The sequence below is a fragment of the Streptomyces sp. NPDC006140 genome, from assembly GCF_040628815.1.
Classification (GTDB): Bacteria; Actinomycetota; Actinomycetes; order Streptomycetales; family Streptomycetaceae; genus Streptomyces.
Window position 1 is genome coordinate 62,972 of record NZ_JBEXTS010000012.1, and the last position, 16,707, is coordinate 79,678.

General features: G+C 70.1%; 15 protein-coding genes and 1 tRNA gene. 10 read left to right on the forward strand and 6 right to left on the reverse strand.

From position 1 onward, the window contains the following. Positions 1 to 37 precede the first annotated feature (37 nt). Positions 38 to 1,318, forward strand: coding sequence for a transposase (locus ABZ386_RS28270; protein ID WP_358966392.1), 1,281 nt, complete (start codon positions 38 to 40; stop codon positions 1,316 to 1,318). A gap of 40 nt (positions 1,319 to 1,358) precedes the next feature. Continuing rightward, positions 1,359 to 2,243, forward strand: a complete 885-nt coding sequence (locus ABZ386_RS28275; protein WP_351341772.1) for a DUF4429 domain-containing protein — start codon at positions 1,359 to 1,361, stop codon at positions 2,241 to 2,243. A 12-nt stretch (positions 2,244 to 2,255) separates the two neighbouring features. Here the strand turns inward: ABZ386_RS28275 and ABZ386_RS28280 are convergent, their stop codons facing one another. After that, complete coding sequence (locus ABZ386_RS28280) at positions 2,256 to 3,815, reverse strand: metallophosphoesterase family protein (protein ID WP_356500970.1); 1,560 nt, start codon at positions 3,813 to 3,815, stop codon at positions 2,256 to 2,258. Positions 3,816 to 4,001: 186 nt separating this feature from the next. Between ABZ386_RS28280 and ABZ386_RS28285 the strand changes: the two genes are divergently transcribed. Both ABZ386_RS28285 and glmS read left to right on the forward strand, forming a co-directional pair. Then, a complete protein-coding gene (locus ABZ386_RS28285; RefSeq protein WP_031114246.1) occupies positions 4,002 to 4,259 on the forward strand; it encodes a hypothetical protein in 258 nt (85 codons plus the stop codon). Positions 4,260 to 4,271: 12 nt separating this feature from the next. Beyond that, the gene (gene glmS / locus ABZ386_RS28290; protein ID WP_351341776.1) at positions 4,272 to 6,089 is read left to right on the forward strand and encodes a glutamine--fructose-6-phosphate transaminase (isomerizing); all 1,818 of its coding nucleotides are present in this window, start codon (positions 4,272 to 4,274) and stop codon (positions 6,087 to 6,089) included. A 180-nt stretch (positions 6,090 to 6,269) separates the two neighbouring features. On the opposite strand, the gene ABZ386_RS28295 is transcribed toward glmS, so the two are convergent. Both ABZ386_RS28295 and ABZ386_RS28300 read right to left on the reverse strand, forming a co-directional pair. Further along, entirely contained in the window at positions 6,270 to 6,830 is a 561-nt protein-coding gene (locus tag ABZ386_RS28295) for a GPR1/FUN34/YaaH family transporter (RefSeq protein WP_356500972.1), read from the reverse strand. Between the two features lie 135 nt (positions 6,831 to 6,965). Further along, the gene (locus tag ABZ386_RS28300) at positions 6,966 to 7,493 is read right to left on the reverse strand and encodes a universal stress protein (protein ID WP_031114250.1); all 528 of its coding nucleotides are present in this window, start codon (positions 7,491 to 7,493) and stop codon (positions 6,966 to 6,968) included. Between the two features lie 305 nt (positions 7,494 to 7,798). Here ABZ386_RS28300 and ABZ386_RS28305 point away from each other — a divergent pair, with 305 nt between their 5' ends. From ABZ386_RS28305 to ABZ386_RS28320, 4 genes are all read left to right on the forward strand, one after another. Then, positions 7,799 to 8,131: a hypothetical protein gene (locus ABZ386_RS28305; RefSeq protein ID WP_351341782.1), complete on the forward strand. Its 333-nt coding sequence runs from the start codon at positions 7,799 to 7,801 to the stop codon at positions 8,129 to 8,131. A gap of 377 nt (positions 8,132 to 8,508) precedes the next feature. Continuing rightward, on the forward strand, positions 8,509 to 9,777 hold the full coding sequence (locus tag ABZ386_RS28310; protein WP_358966397.1) for a helix-turn-helix domain-containing protein: 1,269 nt from the start codon (positions 8,509 to 8,511) through the stop codon (positions 9,775 to 9,777). Positions 9,778 to 10,252: 475 nt separating this feature from the next. Then, positions 10,253 to 10,855, forward strand: coding sequence for an oligoribonuclease (gene orn, locus ABZ386_RS28315; protein ID WP_114252866.1), 603 nt, complete (start codon positions 10,253 to 10,255; stop codon positions 10,853 to 10,855). A gap of 115 nt (positions 10,856 to 10,970) precedes the next feature. Further along, positions 10,971 to 11,043: transfer RNA gene (locus ABZ386_RS28320), tRNA-His, on the forward strand. Between the two features lie 177 nt (positions 11,044 to 11,220). On the opposite strand, the gene ABZ386_RS28325 is transcribed toward ABZ386_RS28320, so the two are convergent. Together ABZ386_RS28325 and ABZ386_RS28330 are read right to left on the reverse strand one after the other, a co-directional pair. After that, on the reverse strand, positions 11,221 to 12,075 hold the full coding sequence (locus ABZ386_RS28325) for a DUF5753 domain-containing protein (protein WP_358966400.1): 855 nt from the start codon (positions 12,073 to 12,075) through the stop codon (positions 11,221 to 11,223). 10 nt (positions 12,076 to 12,085) lie between these two features. Continuing rightward, positions 12,086 to 12,838 carry a DUF6879 family protein gene (locus ABZ386_RS28330; RefSeq protein WP_358966402.1) on the reverse strand — a complete coding sequence of 251 codons (753 nt, stop codon included), beginning with the start codon at positions 12,836 to 12,838 and terminating at the stop codon, positions 12,086 to 12,088. A 418-nt stretch (positions 12,839 to 13,256) separates the two neighbouring features. Between ABZ386_RS28330 and ABZ386_RS28335 the strand changes: the two genes are divergently transcribed. Continuing rightward, positions 13,257 to 13,787, forward strand: a complete 531-nt coding sequence (locus tag ABZ386_RS28335) for an NUDIX domain-containing protein (RefSeq protein WP_358966404.1) — start codon at positions 13,257 to 13,259, stop codon at positions 13,785 to 13,787. A gap of 124 nt (positions 13,788 to 13,911) precedes the next feature. Here the strand turns inward: ABZ386_RS28335 and ABZ386_RS28340 are convergent, their stop codons facing one another. Continuing rightward, positions 13,912 to 14,967: a LacI family DNA-binding transcriptional regulator gene (locus ABZ386_RS28340; protein WP_114252870.1), complete on the reverse strand. Its 1,056-nt coding sequence runs from the start codon at positions 14,965 to 14,967 to the stop codon at positions 13,912 to 13,914. Positions 14,968 to 15,378: 411 nt separating this feature from the next. Here ABZ386_RS28340 and ABZ386_RS28345 point away from each other — a divergent pair, with 411 nt between their 5' ends. Continuing rightward, entirely contained in the window at positions 15,379 to 16,704 is a 1,326-nt protein-coding gene (locus ABZ386_RS28345; RefSeq protein ID WP_351341790.1) for an extracellular solute-binding protein, read from the forward strand. The last annotated feature ends 3 nt before the right edge of the window (positions 16,705 to 16,707 follow it).

Genomic DNA, 16,707 nt, shown 5'->3' on the forward strand with positions numbered 1-16,707 from the left:
GTGCGCGGGAGAGGAACGGGGTGGCTAGGTTCGTGGCATGTCACGCTTCCGGATGTACCCGTCGCCCGTGCAGGCCGAGCAGATGCTCACGCACTGCGCGCACGCCCGGTACATGTGGAATCTAGCCGTTGAGCAGCACTCGCACTGGCGGCGGTGGCGTAGGAGCGCACCCGGTTTCACGGAGCAGTGCCGTCAGCTCACCGAGGCCCGGCGGGAGAACAAGTGGCTGGGCTCGGGGAACGCGGATGTGCAGCAGCAGGCCTTGAAGGACTTTGCCAGGGCCAAGAACGCCAGGTTCACTTCCGGGTTCGGTGAGCCGACCTGGCGCAGGAAGCATGTGCACGAGGGCTTTCGAGTCATCGGCACCGACCGCGTACCGGAATATCACGCGGACGGGTCGCCGAAGCGGAACGCGAAGACCGGCAGGCAGGTCATGGGCCGGTCGGTCGTGGTGCACAAGCTCAACCGACGGTGGGCTCAGGTCAGGGTGCCCGGCTGCGGCTGGGTCCGCTTCCGCCTCAGCGTCAAAGGCAAGGGTGCCAAGCTGCCCGAGGCGAAGTCGTTTCGGGTCACCTTCCGCAACGGGCAGTGGCATATCGCGTTCGCCCTCGTCCCTGAACCGCTCCCTGTGCCCGGCACGGATTCGGTGATCGGCATCGACCGGGGTGTCACGGTCACCGTTGCCCTGTCCGACGGCCGGAAGCTGAACTGCCCGCAGCTCACCGCCAAGGAACGCGCCCGAATCCGAAAGCACCAGCGGCGGGCGGCCAGAGCCCCGAAAGGCAGCGCCGCCAAGGCGGCCGAGCACGCGAAGGCCGCCAGGCTCAAGGCGCGGGAGGCGAACCGGCGCAAGGACTGGTGCGAGAAGACCAGCACCATGCTCGCCCGCTGCTACGGCTTGATCCGGTTCGAGAAGCTGAACATCAAGAACATGACCCGCTCCGCGAAGGGAACCGTGGAGCGGCCCGGCCAGAACGTCGCCCAGAAGTCCGGCCTGAACCGGGTGATCCTCGCCCAGGGCTGGGGGCTTCTGCGGCAGCGCACCGGACACAAAGCCCCCGGCCGGGTCGAAGACGTGCCCGCCCCCTACACCAGTCTGCGGTGCAGTGCCTGCGGATGGATCGACAAGAACTCGCGCAAGAGCCAAGCCGAGTTCGTCTGTTCCTCCTGCGACTTCGCCTGCAATGCGGACACCAACGCCAGTATCAACGTCGCGGCAGGACAGGGCGGGATCCCCCGCCCCCGGCGATCAGGCGGTGCCGGAGGGGTGACAACGGCCACCAGCCGTTCGAGCGCCCGTGAACCTCAACCCAAATAGGTTGGAATCTCGCTCTTTCAGAGGGGGAGGATGTCAACCCATGGCGGAAATCATCCAGAAGGACGGCTCGTGGATCTTCGACGGCGACGCCCTGCGGCTGACCCCCGGGCGGGACAAGAACGTCAGCCTGCTGCGCAGGGAGCTGGGTGAACTGGTCGTCCCGCTGGGGGCGTTGGCGGGGGTCTCGTTCGAGCAGGGCAAGAAGAGCGGCCGGCTGCGGCTGCGCCTGCGGGACGGCGCCGATCCGCTGCTGCACGCGACCGGCGGGCGGCTCACCGAGCCCCACGACCCGTACCAGCTGATCGTCGAGTCCGACCGCTACGGGGTCGCCGAGTACTTCACGGACGAGGTCCGCAACGCGCTGCTGCTGGACCAGGTGCCGACGGACCCGGTGACCGAGTACCTGCTGCCGGGACCGGCCGTGCCGCTCTCGGTCTCCGCCGGGGACGGCACCGCGAGCTTCGACGGCGAGCGCATACGCCTGGAGTGGAACTGGAAGACGGAGGACGCCAAGGCCGCCGCCGGCACCCGCACGCTCGCGCTCGGCGACATCACGGGCGTGGAGTGGCACCCGGCGGCCGGCCTGGAGAACGGCCACCTCCGCTTCGTGGTGCGCAACGCGCCCACCAAGACCCCGCCCAAGTACGACCCCAACGCCGTGGAGCTGTGGGGCTTCAAGAAGGACCCGCTGATGGCGCTGGTCGCGGCGGCGGTCCAGGCCAGGCTTCCGCACCCGGCCCAGACCGCCGCCGCCGACGTGCGGGACGCGCGACCGGAACTGCCTTCTCCTCCGGTCGCGCCCGCCGAGGACGACCACGACGCCCTGCTGCGCCGCCTGCGCGAGCTCGGTGAGCTGCACCGCACGGGCGTGCTCACGGACGACGAGTTCACGGCGGCCAAGCAGGCGGTCCTGAAGCGGATGTGACAGCCCGGGGCGTTACTTCGCCCTGCGCGCCACCGTGAAGTGGTCCACCTGCTCGCCGTTCTCGGCGATGCCGCGCACCTTCAGCGTGGCGAGCCGCCCCTTCGGCGCGGGCGTGACATCCACGCGCAGGAAGGAGTAGTCGAGGTAACGCACCCGGGACCAGGCGACGGTCTCGTCCTGCTTGCCGTCCTTGAGGTTGACGAACGAGGCCACGGAGTCCACCTCGTGCTCGTTGCCCTCGTAGGACAGCGGGGCGCTGAACGCGTAGAGGCTGCGGCCCGCCGCACCGGCCGTCACGTACACCACGCCGTCGGTCTCCGGGTAGGCGGTGCCGCCGATGGGGAGCTTCTTGGCGACCTTGTTCCCCTTGATCACGTCGGTGCGCTCGTACTGGTGGTTGTGGCCGTTGATGACCAGGTCCACCGTGTACTTCTCGAACAGCGGCACCCACTCCTGCCGGACCCCGCCCTCGGAGGCGTGGGAGGTGGAGGTGCAGTACGCGCAGTGGTGGAAGAACACGACGATGAAGTCGATGTCGTGCGCGGCCCGGTACTTCTTGAGCTGCGCCTCGAACCACTTGGTCTGGGTGCCGCCCGAGATGCCCAGGTTGGCCGGGATCTCGAAGGAGATGTCGTTGGCGTCGAGGGAGATGACGGCCGTGTTGCCGTGGACGAAGGAGTAGACGCCCGGGAGGTTCTTCTTGTCGGGGCCGTTGTCCGGGAGGGTCCAGCGGGCCTCCTCGCCGCCGTAGCCGTTGGGCGAGTACCAGGCCTCCATGTCGTGGTTGCCGTAGGCGGGCATCCACGGCACCGACTTGGCGACGGACTCGGTCTGGGCGAGGAACTGGTCCCACACCCGCGAGTCGAAGCCGGTGTCGTCGCTCCTGCCCTGGCCGGCCGGGTCACCGTAGGCGATGTCGCCGGCGTGCAGGTGGAAGGCCGGGTTCTGGCCGAGGATCAGGCTGTCGTTGGCCAGCGCGTGGTAGCTGACGCCCTGGTCGCCGAAGGCCGTGAAGGTGAACGGCTTCTTGTGCGCGGGGGCGGTGGTGAAGGTGCCGAGGGTGCCCAGCAGGTGCGGCTCGGCCGGGTCGAAGCCCTCGTGGCCGACGCCGTAGTAGTACGTCCGGCCCGGGCGCAGGCGGGCCAGCTTGGCGTGGACGTAGTACTGGGTGTGGTTGCCGCTGGCGCCGACACCGGCGGGCGTGAAGAGGGTGCGGACCTCGGCTTCGATCTTGCGGGAGAGGTCCCAGGGGTGGGCGCCGATCCGGATGAACGGCTTCTTCACGGCGACCGGCACCTGCCAGGAGACGGTCATCTCGGTGCGCGGGTCGGTGCCGTAGGCGAGGTGGCGGCCGAAGGGGGCGACGTGCGCCCCGTCGACGGTCTCGCTGCTGGGGCGGCCGCTCGGAACGGCGGCCTGGGCGGTGGCGCCGGGCACGAACGCGCCACCCGCGACGGCGCCGAGCGTGACGGCACCGCCTCTGATCATCGTGCGCCGCGAGAAGCGGGCGCGCAGGTACTCGTGCTGCTCGGCCATGCTCATGCGCTCGGCGAGCCGCTCGGGTACGCCCATACGAGGAATGTCCATGGCGTCCAAAAATCGACGCCCCGGGCAACGGGACGCGGGACGTCCGGTGGACGCCGCACGAACAAGCCCTCATGACGGGTTCAACGTTCCCCCAAAGATTCCTCTCAGACATCTGCCCGAAACCGGGCAGAATTCTTGCGAAAGAGCCGTCGGTACCCCAGGATCTAGCGAGTGCACGACGAACTCGTAGATCATCTGACGCGGTCCACGCCCCTCAGCAGGGGCGAGGCGCTGCGTGTGATCCAGGACGTGCTCGCCTACTTCGACGAGACGACCGAGGAGTACGTCCGTCGCCGCCACCGCGAGCTCCAGGCCCAGGGCCTGGTGAACGCGGCGATCTTCGAGCGGATCGAGGCGGACCTCAAATACCGCGCGGTGGCCCCGCCGGAGCTCTCGCTCCGGCAGCTGCGGCGCATCGTCTACGGCTAGGAATACGTATATATGTGCGGAATCGTCGGTTACATCGGGAAGCGTGACGTCGCTCCCCTGCTCCTGGAGGGCCTGCAGCGCCTGGAGTACCGCGGCTACGACTCCGCGGGCATCGTCGTCACGTCCCCGAAGACGTCCGGCCTGAAGATGGTCAAGGCCAAGGGCCGCGTCCGTGACCTGGAGGCCAAGGTCCCGGCCCGCTTCAAGGGCACCACCGGCATCGCCCACACCCGCTGGGCCACCCACGGCGCCCCCTCCGACGTGAACGCCCACCCGCACCTGGACGCCGAGGGCAAGGTCGCCGTCGTCCACAACGGCATCATCGACAACGCCTCCGACCTGCGCCGCAAGCTGGAGGCGGACGGCGTCGAGTTCCTCTCCGAGACCGACACCGAGGTCCTCGTCCACCTCATCGCCCGCTCGCAGGCGAGCAAGCTGGAGGACAAGGTCCGCGAGACCCTCCGGCTCATCGAGGGCACGTACGGCATCGCCGTGATGCACGCCGACTTCCCCGACCGGATCGTCGTCGCCCGCAACGGCTCCCCGGTCGTCCTCGGCATCGGCGAGAAGGAGATGTTCGTCGCCTCGGACATCGCCGCGCTGGTCACCCACACCCGCCAGATAGTCACGCTGGACGACGGCGAGATGGCCACCCTCAAGGCCGACGACTTCCGCACGTACACCACGGAAGGCACCCGCACGACGGCCGAGCCGACCACGGTCGAGTGGGAGGCCGCCTCCTACGACATGGGCGGCCACGACACCTACATGCACAAGGAGATCCACGAGCAGGCCGACGCCGTGGACCGCGTGCTGCGCGGCCGCATCGACGACCGCTTCTCCACCGTGCACCTGGGCGGCCTCAACCTGGACGCCCGTGAGGCCCGGCGGATCCGCCGCGTGAAGATCCTCGGCTGCGGCACCTCGTACCACGCGGGCATGATCGGCGCCCAGATGATCGAGGAGCTGGCCCGCATCCCCGCCGACGCCGAGCCCGCCTCCGAGTTCCGCTACCGCAACGCGGTCGTCGACCCCGACACCCTCTACGTCGCGGTCTCCCAGTCGGGCGAGACCTACGACGTGCTGGCCGCCGTGCAGGAACTGAAGCGCAAGGGCGCCCGCGTCCTGGGCGTGGTGAACGTGGTCGGCTCGGCGATCGCCCGCGAGGCCGACGGCGGCATCTACGTCCACGCGGGCCCGGAGGTCTGCGTGGTCTCCACCAAGTGCTTCACCAACACGACGGTCGCCTTCGCCCTCCTGGCCCTCCACCTGGGCCGCACCCGCGACCTCTCGGTCCGCGACGGCAAGCGGATCATCGAGGGCCTGCGCAAGCTGCCCGCCCAGATCGCCGAGATCATGGAGCAGGAGGAGCAGGTCAAGAAGCTGGCCGTGCAGTACGCCGAGGCCCGCTCGATGCTCTTCATCGGCCGCGTCCGTGGCTACCCGGTGGCCCGCGAGGCCTCCCTGAAGCTCAAGGAGGTCTCGTACATCCACGCCGAGGCCTACCCGGCCTCCGAGCTCAAGCACGGCCCCCTGGCCCTGATCGAGCCGGCCCTCCCCACGGTCGCGATCGTCCCCGACGACGACCTCCTGGAGAAGAACCGCGCCGCCATGGAGGAGATCAAGGCCCGCAGCGGCCAGATCCTCGCGGTGGCCCACCAGCACCAGGAGAAGGCCGACGAGACGATCGTCGTCCCGAAGAACGAGGACGAACTCGACCCGATCCTGATGGGCATCCCCCTCCAACTCCTGGCGTACCACACGGCGCTGGCCCTGGGCCGCGACATCGACAAGCCGCGCAACCTGGCCAAGTCGGTGACGGTGGAGTAACTGACCTTCCTTTGGGGACGCGGGGCCGTATCGATGTGCGGCTCCGCCGCGTGGGCGCGAGCAACGACAACGCACCCGCAGAGGCCACACAAGAGGACGGACCCCCACGTGCCGCCACCGCGCACGGGGGGTCCGTCTCAAACGCCGGGGCCGCCCAATTCCCCAGCGTCGGCTGCCATTTCAGCCGGTGGCCGTCACCCCCCGGCCGGCAGCACGCCTCGGAAGAACAGTCGGCCAGTGCGCCAGCGCCGCGGTCGCCGCGTACCAGGCCACCGCACCCGCGGCGACGGCGAACCACCCGCCCACCTTGGTGAGCCCGTCGTTGCCGGCGAACTCGGCGATCGCCATGAGCAACAGGGCGACGAAGAACAGCCCGTACATCACCTGACCGAGCTGATCCCCACCGGCCAGCGTGAGGGACAGCGCCACCAGGGCGAACAACAGCAGGAACAACCCTGCCTCGTTGCCGCCGGCCCCCTCGGACACGGCCCAGGTGAACCACAGCGCGCCGAGCACGGCGAACGCCGTCCCACCGGCGGAGTCGCCCTCGCGCAGGGCCACCAGCCCGGCGACGAAGAGCGCGATGCCGCCCACGTACTGGGCGATCGATGCGGCGTCAGCGGCCGACACACCGTCGATCACGGCGGTGTGCCCCAGCCCGAAGGCCAACAGGGTGATTCCGAGGGCGAGTCGACCGACCACGGTCGTGATTCCGCTTCCCGCGGAGACGTCTTTGTCCACGGCGGGCTCCCTTCGTGCATGTGCAGTTGTGCGGTGTCCCGTATATGCCCTTCACAAGGGCACAAACACCTCTACGCGCGAGTAGATTTACGCACTGCACCAGGGGAGCAAGGGAGTTGGCGCTCTGGGAATCCGTCAGGGGATGACGACCACGGGCCGCTGCGCCCGCTTGGCGAGCCGCCCGGCGACGGAGCCGAAGATCCGGCCCACGATGCCGTGCGTCGACCCGACGACGATCGCGTCGGCCTCGTACTCCCGGCCGACCTCTTCGAGTTCGTGGCAGATGTCACCGCCGCGCTCGACCAGGATCCAGGGCACCTCGGCCAAGTAGTCCGCACAGGCCAGCTCCAGACCGAGCACCTCGGTGCGGTGGTCCGGCACGTCCACGAACACGGGCGGCTCGCAGCCGGCCCACACCGTGGTCGGCAGCCGGTTGGCCACGTGGACGATGATCAGGCCCGACCCGGAGCGATGGGCCATGCCGATCGCGTAAGCCAGGGCGCGCTCACTGGACGTGGAGCCGTCGAAGCCGACCACGACCCCGTGCTTGAAGGCGGGGTCGCAGGAATGGCGTGGCTCTTCCGCCGCCAGGGGCTCGGCCGCCGTGGGATCGGCGACGGGCCGCTTGCGGTCCGCGGGTTCGAAGAATTCGTGACCGGCCATGGCTGTCTCGGCGTTGTGATCCTTATATGGGGGACGACAGTGTGCGGCGGAGCTGTGTCCGGGAATGGTCTTCCCAACCCCATACCCCCAAGGGTACGGCGGCACGCCTCCTTAGCCCAGATCCCGCCCGCCGTGCGTGCGGGTTCCAGGGAGCATGCACGAGGCGACGCCCGTAACGCAATGGTTGCTGCGCTGTACAGGCGGTTTGCACAGGATTCACTTACCCGTGGGGGTGATCCGGTCAGCCAGTGACCGACGTCCCGGCCACGCGTTGAACCCCGTGAGTCACGCCACAGGGAGCACGCATGTCCGGACCTCGCCCCGCCCCGGAGGCGGACCGCGCGACCCCGCCGCCGCGGGACACCGCGACGGACGTGGTCCGCTGGGCGGCCTTCAGCTGCCTGCTCGTCCCGGTCGTGCTCCTCGGCTACGGCGCCTCCCTCGCCGGCGCCGCCGGTACGGCCCTCGGGCTCGCCGCCGTCACGGCCGCCTGCCGGGTCCTGCTGCGCCAGTCCGAGCGCGGCGCGGCCCGCCTCGCGGCCGAGGACCGGGCGCCCCACCGGGGCCGGCACCACCGCACCGGAACGGGGTCGCACCGTGGCGGACGGCACACCGGCGGAGATACACCGGTCGGCTGACCGGTTTCCGCGCACACGCACGCTGCTTTTCAGCCAACTTCTCGCACTGGTGCATCACCCCGCCGAACCACCCCCCAACCCCCGTTCGACCTGCACGGAAAGGGCCTCAGGGGGTCTGCGCACCCTACGTGGATTGGCCACTGCGACAAGGCGCACTTCCCTGCACGCCCCACGAGTGCAACGCTTCGTGATCGAATGCTTCACGCCAAGTTGCCAAGTCGACAATGTGCCGAGTGCCGAACCGGCCACCTCGGCGCGATGCGACACAGTAGATTCGATCTTGACTGTCTACGGCGGGGGACTCGTGCAGGACCGAGGGGAAACGTGCAGGAGCGACACAACCGAGGAGCCGCGACCACCGAGGGGGGCTTAGCAGTATGAGCCACGACTCCACTGCCGCGCCGGAAGCCGCGGCCCGGAAGCTTTCCGGGCGACGCCGCAAGGAGATCGTCGCGGTGCTGCTGTTCAGCGGCGGCCCCATCTTCGAGAGTTCCATACCGTTGTCGGTGTTCGGGATCGACCGCCAGGACGCCGGCGTACCGCGCTACCGACTGCTGGTGTGCGGCGGTGAGGACGGCCCGCTGCGGACCACAGGGGGCCTGGAACTCAGCGCACCGCATGGCCTGGAAGCGATCTCGCGCGCGGGCACGGTCGTCGTACCGGCCTGGCGTTCGATCACTTCTCCGCCACCGGACGAGGCGCTCGACGCGCTGCGCCGCGCCCACGAGGAGGGCGCCCGCATCGTCGGGCTGTGCACCGGCGCCTTCGTCCTCGCGGCGGCCGGCCTGCTGGACGGCCGTCCCGCGACGACCCACTGGATGTACGCGCCGACGCTGGCCAAGCGCTATCCGTCCGTGCACGTCGATCCACGGGAACTCTTCGTGGACGACGGCGACGTGCTCACATCGGCGGGCACGGCGGCCGGAATCGATCTCTGTCTCCACATCGTGCGGACGGACCACGGCAACGAGGCGGCAGGGGCCCTGGCCCGCCGCCTGGTGGTGCCGCCGCGCCGGTCCGGCGGGCAGGAGCGCTACCTCGACAGGTCTTTACCCGAGGAGATCGGCGCCGACCCGCTCGCCGAGGTCGTCGCCTGGGCGCTGGAGCACCTCCACGAACAGTTCGACGTGGAGACGCTGGCGGCACGCGCGTACATGAGCCGGCGTACGTTCGACCGCCGCTTCCGCTCGCTGACGGGTTCGGCCCCGCTCCAGTGGCTGATCACGCAGCGGGTGCTCCAGGCGCAGCGCCTGCTGGAGACGTCGGACTACTCGGTGGACGAGGTGGCGGGCCGCTGCGGCTTCCGCTCACCGGTGGCTCTGCGCGGCCACTTCCGCCGTCAGCTCGGCTCGTCCCCGGCCGCGTACCGGGCGGCGTACCGGGCCCGGCGCCCGCAGGGCGAGCGGCCCCAGGACACCGACGGCGGCCCGGGCGGCCCCGGCTCCGGCAGCACGCCGGGCCACATGGGCCACACCGGCCACCCCGGGCATTCCGGCCAGTCCGGTCAGCCCGGCCAGTCCGGTCAGCCGCCGGCCGCGCTGCACCCGGACCACCCCGTCCCGCTCCAGTCCCGCCGCACGGCGGCCGCGAGCGCGTCCGGTCCGGCCCTGTCGGCGAGCCTGCCGGGACAGCGCAGCGCACCATGACGTGACCTCGAACCGCCGGGCGACCGACCTGACCACTCGGCCGCCCGGCGTTCGAGCACGTTCCCTGAGGACGACAGCGGAGCTCAACCACATCCCGCCCGCTCCCGCCCGACGGCACTCAGCCACATCCCGACCGCCGGTCCGGCGCTCGCGCACGACGGCGATCAGCCACATCCCGGCCCACCCGACGCTCGGCGTACCACGGCGATCAGCCACACCCCAGCTCATCAGGCGCTCGCGTACCAGGGCGCTCATCCACATCCCGGCCCGCCCGGCGCTCGCGCACGACGGCGATCAGCCAGACTCAGCCCGTCCGGCGCTTGAGGACGAGGCCGTTCAGGCCGAAGCGGGGGTGCGGGGGCGGCAGCCCCCGGGGAGAGCCGGGCAGCAACGCCCCCCCCTTCCCCCCGGCCCGGCAGACAACCGCACCCGCACACACGGCCGACCCGCGGAGCGACGCCGTAAGGTTAGACACATGAACGATCGCATGGTGTGGATCGACTGCGAGATGACCGGCCTCTCGCTGTCGGACGACGCGCTCATCGAGGTGGCCGCCCTCGTCACCGACTCCGAGCTGAACGTGCTCGGCGACGGCGTGGACATCGTCATCCGGCCGCCGGAGCGGGCGCTGGAGACGATGCCGGAGGTGGTGCGTCAGATGCACACCGCGTCCGGACTCCTCGCCGAACTGGAGAACGGCACGACACTGAAGGACGCCGAGGAGCAGGTCCTGACGTACGTGAGGGAGTTCGTCAAGGAGCCGGGCAAGGCCCCGCTGTGCGGCAACTCCGTCGGCACGGACCGCGGCTTCCTGCTGCGCGACATGCCGACCCTGGAGGACTACCTCCACTACCGGATCGTCGACGTGTCGTCGATCAAGGAGCTGGCCCGCCGCTGGTACCCGAGGGCGTACTTCAACAGCCCGCAGAAGAACGGCAACCACCGCGCGCTCGCCGACATCCGCGAATCCATCGCCGAACTGCGCTACTACCGCGAGGCCCTCTTCGTCCCGCAGCCCGGGCCCGACTCGGACACCGCGAAGGCGATCGCCGCGAAGCACGTCCTGCCTGCCCAGTAGGCGGAACGGGGGCCGGTCGAGGGGCGCCGCGAAAGCCGTGCGCGAGCACCCCTTCGGACCCTGTACACTTTTTCTCGGCCGGTCGGGGACATCACTGACCTCCAAGCCGGTCATGGTGGGTGTAGCTCAGCTGGTAGAGCACCTGGTTGTGGTCCAGGATGCCGCGGGTTCGAGTCCCGTCACTCACCCTGAATGACAGAGGGCTGGTCCGGTAAAACGGGCCAGCCCTTTGTCGTGCCTGAGGTCAGAGGATCAGGGCCTTGCCGACTACGCCACGGGCGGGCTCCGCCACCATCTGCAACGTCATACAGGACGACTCCCCCACGGGGCGGTGCACGATCCGCCTACGGCCGGGTGCCCTTTTTTCAGGCCCGGACGGTGAGCCCTCGCCGGACCCGGCTGATCACGTTCTGCGCATCCGCGCCGTAGACCGCGGACTCGCTCAAGGCGTCCCAGACACGCTGGTAGGAGGCCACCGTCTCATCGTCGTCGAGCCACAGCTCGGCATGCCAGTCCTCAGCGATGACGAGGCTGCCGTCGAGGATCCAGAACCCGTTCGCGGCGGGGACCCGCAAGGACGCGCCCAGGGGAAGGATCCCGAGCTCGATCGTGTCCATCCCGACCTGTCCGGCGAGCCGGTCCAGCTGTGCGGCAAGGACCGGTGGCGGACACACGAGCGCGTGGAGCGCGGCCTCCCACACGAGCGCCTGGAACCGCCGGCCGCCCTGGTACAGCCACGCCTGCCGTTCCATCCGGGAGCGGACGGCCTCCTCCGTGTCCCGCACCGTGCCCTGCAGATCGGCGTACCGCAGGAAGATGTGCCGGGCGTAGTCGGCGGTCTGAAGCATGCCCGGGATGACCGCTTCTTCCCACGCGCGGATGACGCGGGCTCGGTCGACAGCAACGTTCCAGGTGTCCTGTACGGGACGGTGCCCGGCGGCGAGCTGGCGGCGCCACGACCGGATGTGGGACTCGAACCCCTTCAGGCGGGCGTGCAGTTCATCAACCACTTCGGGCTGCCCGACAGCGTGGCCCCAGGCGTGGAGGTCCTCGCTCGTCGCGGTCTGCCGACCGCCCTCCAACTTGTACACCTTGGAGTGCGGCCGGCCGAGCCGCTGCGCGAGCTGTGTCCCGGTGAGGCGGCCCTCAGGGGTGGACAGGCGCAGCTCCCTCAGTCGACGACCGAGGGCCTCCCGGGCCTGCTGGTAGTCCGTGCTCACCGGCGGAGGTCTACTCCTTCGCGCCGAGCTGCGCGGCGAAGTCGTCGTAGGGCACGGACGCGTGGACCGCGGCGTCGCGGACCTGGCAGTACCGCAGCACCTCGGCGGGCTCGGTGATGATCTCGACGTCGTGGAAGACATCCTGGTCGTCGAAGCGGAGGATCGCCACGAGGCGGCTGTCGAAGACCCAGAAGTCCTCGGCGGGCAGGTGCGCCCGCTCTGCGTCCTCCCGCCACAGGTTCCGAACGTCCTCGCCGGTGGCCGCGTTGCAGCGGGCGTAGGAGAGGAGGAACCGCTGCCCCTCAGCCGGCGGATTGTCGACGACGCGCACGCGACCGACGTACTTGCCCGCCTGCGTCTGCCGAAGGATGTTCTGGCACCAGTCGCTGTCGAGGTCCATCGGCGCGCGGCCGGTGGCGAGGAACTCGGCGTACCCCGCGTCTTCACGGTCGGAGGCGTAGCCGCGCCGGGTTTCCAGGTGCCACGCCGAATGCTCGAAGTGGTGGAAGAGCCTGCCGAACTCTTCCAGGCCGATCAGCCTGGGCACTCGGTCGACCTCCTCAGGGCCGTGGTTGACGAGCAGTTCCCGGGGGACGACCACCGCCGCGTCGTCCAGCCCGAAGTGCTGCAACTGCCGCACGTCCGCAGGGTCGGTGAGAGGCCGCCCTTGGACGATGATCTCACCGCTGTCGACGTCCTCGTGCAGCGCGGGGCACGCGCCGTTCTTGCTGTCCATGCCGTTGAATCGCAGCCGACGCGCCATGGTTGTCTCCTCGTGCCGGGTCATGTCGCCTTCAGCATCACCAAGTCGCTCGACTTGACGCGGCCGCAGCCCGCGACGCCCAGCAACGGGACAGGGCGGGGGCCACAGCGTGAGCGGCGCCGAAGGGGAGACCGTCACACTCGAGGCGCCCGACCCCGAGAACGAGTTCCAGGCGCTCGGCAAGTAGCTGCTGCGCAACGCGAAAACGTCCGCTACCGGGCCGCCGTTCAGGCGCTCCTGGCGGTTCCGCCACACGTGGTACCCCCGACCGTGCGAGGAGCAGGCCTCCGCGGCCGCCCCTGTCAGCCCCCGTCCCCCACTCGGAAACGCCCTCCCCGGCAAGCCCCAGGCGCTCGGGGGAGGGCACTGGCGAGAACGTGAGCGCGCCCGGTCGTACGCCCGTGGGATCGTGACGGACATGGGTGAGCCGGTGGAGCGGGTCGATGAGCAGGACCGGGTGGTCGGGGTCGTCGACCGGGGCGAGGCGATTCGGAACGGCTGGCTGCACCGGGTCGCGACGACGGTGTGCCGTGATCCGCGGGGGCGCGTGCTCGTGTATCGGAGGCCGGAGCACGTGTCGCGGTTTCCGGGGCAGTACGACTGGCTCATCGGCGGGGCCGTCGGGGTCGGCGAGTCGTACGAGGAGGCGGCGGTGCGGGAGTTGGCCGAGGAGCTGGGGGTGCGGGTGCCGGTGCGGCCCGTCCTGAAGTTCCTGTGTCGCGGGGCGATCAGCCCGTACTGGCTCGGGGTGCACGAGGCCGTCGTGTCCGGGGCCCTGACCCCCGAACCGTCCGAGATCGCCTGGCACGGCTGGTTCGGCGAGCGGGAGCTGCACGAGGCACTCCGCAGGTGGGCGTTCGTGCCCGACGGTGTGGACGCACTGCGCCGCTACCTGGCCCTCAGGGAACCGACCGCCGCCACGCCGCCGTCAACTCCCTCACGTCCCTGAACCGTTCGGCCGGGTCGGGATGCGTGGCCCGTGCCACGACTTCGAGTCGGGCCGCCGTTCCCCGCCAGGCGCAGATACGGCTCGCTCCGGGCAACCTCCGTGATGTCCAGCAGGGGGTGGCCCATCACGAAGACGACCGGGACACCAGCTCCGTCGCCAGGACCAGTTGCCGTCGCTCCAGCCCGCGGGACGCGAGGGGGCGGCGGTCGGCGACCTCTGTGAGGAGGAGGTCGATCATCCGGCGGCCCATCTCCTCTATGGGCTGGCGGACGCTGGTGAGGGGCGGTTCCATGTGGCGGGCGATGGCCGAGTCGTCGTAGCCGACGAGCGCCACGTCGTCGGGGATGCGGCGGCCCGCCTCGCGCAGGGCCTGGCGGGCGCCGGCCGCGGTGACGTCGGAGGCGGCGAAGACCGCGTCCAGGCCGGGGGCGCGTTCCAGCAGCGCCGCCATGGCCCGGCGGCCGCCCTCCTCCGAGAAGTCGCCCGGCTCGATCAGCGCCTCGTCCACCCCGTGACCCGCGTCGATCAGGGCCTCCCGGTAGCCGTCGATGCGGCGCTGGGCGCCGTACACGTCGAGGCGGCCGGTGATGTGGGCTATCCGGCGGCGGCCCCGGGACAGCAGGTGCTCCACGGCCTGCCGGGCGCCGCCGTAGTTGTCCGAGTCGACCGACGGCAGCGTCTCCGCCGCCGATCGCGGGCCGCTGATCACCGCCGGGATCTCCAGCTGGGCGAGGAGGTCCGGCAGCGGGTCGTCCGCGTGCACCGACACCAGCAGGACACCGTCCACCCGGTGCGCCGCCAGGTACTGGGCGAGGCGGCGGCGCTCGCGGTCGCTGCCCGCGAAGATCAGCAGCAGTTGCATCTCGGTGTCGGACAGCGCGGCCCCGACGCCCTTCAGCATGTCCGAGAAGTACGGTTCGGAGAAGAACCGGGTCTCCGGCTCGGGCACGACCAGCGCGATGGCGTCCGTGCGGTTGGCGGCGAGGGCGCGGGCCGCGGTGTTGGGCACGTAGCCGAGCTCGGCGACCGCCGCCTCGACGGCCGCGCGGGTCGCGTCACTCACCCGGGGCGAACCGTTGATCACCCGGGAGACCGTGCCGCGGCCGACACCGGCGCGCGCCGCCACCTCTTCGAGGGTGGGCCGGCCACCGCTTCGGCCCCGCGCTCCGTGGCTTGCCATGGGCTCCGCCTTCCCCTCCACACCCGCACTCTGCGGCTGGCCTGGAATTTAACAGGCTCGTCGGCTGTAGTGACCGCTCCCGGCGGCTTGCCGCCCGGCCGTTCCGCTTGGGCCCGGCGAGCCCATCCGGCCCGGCCCGCCGGCTGGCCGGATACCGCCGACCGGGGCCGCAACGGGCTCCGGCCGGGGTCCAGTTAACGTCCCGATAACTGAACGCATCTCTCGCTGCCCGGTCCCTTGACACCCCCGCCACTACCGGGGACTCTTCAACACATCACTGGTGGGAGCGCTCCCACACTACCTGACACATACACAACCCGCACGTTCCCCGCCCGAGCCGCAGCGAGCCAAAACGGGTGCAACCATGCAGTTGGCCGGGGGGTCGGCACGTCAGGGCAACAGGAGGACGACATGCGAGCACGCATCCGAACCGCCCGCAAGGCGATGGTCCTCGCGGCCGCCGCGTCGCTGGGCGCCGGGCTGCTGGCCGGCTGTGCCGACGACGGCAAGAGCGGGGGCTCCGGCTCCTCGGACGGCGACAGCGGCGGCAAGACGACGCTCTCGATCGGTCTCTTCGGCACCATGGGCTTCAAGGAGGCCGGCCTCTACGCCGAGTACGAGAAGCTCAACCCGAACATCAAGATCTCCGAGAACTCCGTCCAGCGGAACGAGAACTACTACCCGGCCCTGCTGAACCACCTCACCACCAACAGCGGTCTGCTGGACGTCCAGGCCGTCGAAGTCGCCAACATCGCCGAGGTCACGGCCACCCAGGCCGACAAGCTCGAGGACATGTCCAAGGCCCCGGGCGTGGACAAGAGCAAGTGGCTGCCCTGGAAGTGGGAGCAGGCGACCACCAAGGACGGCAAGACCATCGGCCTCGGCACCGACGTCGGCCCGATGGCCATCTGCTACCGCACGGACCTCTTCAAGCAGGCCGGTCTGCCCACCGACCCGGCCGAGGTCGGCAAGCTGTGGGCCGGTGACTGGGCCAAGCTCGTCGACGTCGGCGAGCGGTACAAGGCGAAGGCCCCCAAGGGCACCTTCTTCATGGACTCCCCCGGCGGTCTGATCCAGGCGATCATCGGCAGCGAGGAGGAGAAGTTCTACGACAAGTCCGGCAAGGTCATCTACAAGACCAACCCGGCCGTGAAGGCCGCCTTCGACCTGACCTCCGAGGCCGCCGAGAAGGGCCTCGTCCAGTCGGAGACGCAGTTCCAGCCGGGCTGGAACTCCTCGATCGCCAACAACAAGTTCGCCACCATCGCCTGCCCGCCGTGGATGCTGGGCACGATCAAGGGCTACTCGAAGCCGGACGCGGCCGGCAAGTGGGCCGTCGCCGAGGCGCCCAAGGGCGGCAACTGGGGCGGCACCTTCCTCACCGTGCCGAAGAGCGGCAAGAACGTGAAGGAAGCCCAGAAGTTCGTGACCTGGCTGACCGCGCCGGAGCAGCAGGCGAAGCTGTTCAAGGTGCAGGCCAGCTTCCCGAGCGCCCCGTCCACCTACACCATGCCCGAAGTGACCGGCGCGACGAACGAGATGACCGGTGACCAGAAGATCGGCCCGATCTTCGCGGAGGCCGCCAAGGGCGCCCCGGTCCAGGTGATCGGCCCGAAGGACCAGATCATCATGCAGGGCCTGACGGACAACGGCGTCATCCTCGTGACGAAGGGCAAGTCGGCCAAGGAGGCCTGGGAGTCCGCCGTCAAGACCATCGACAACAAGCTGGACCAGTGACCC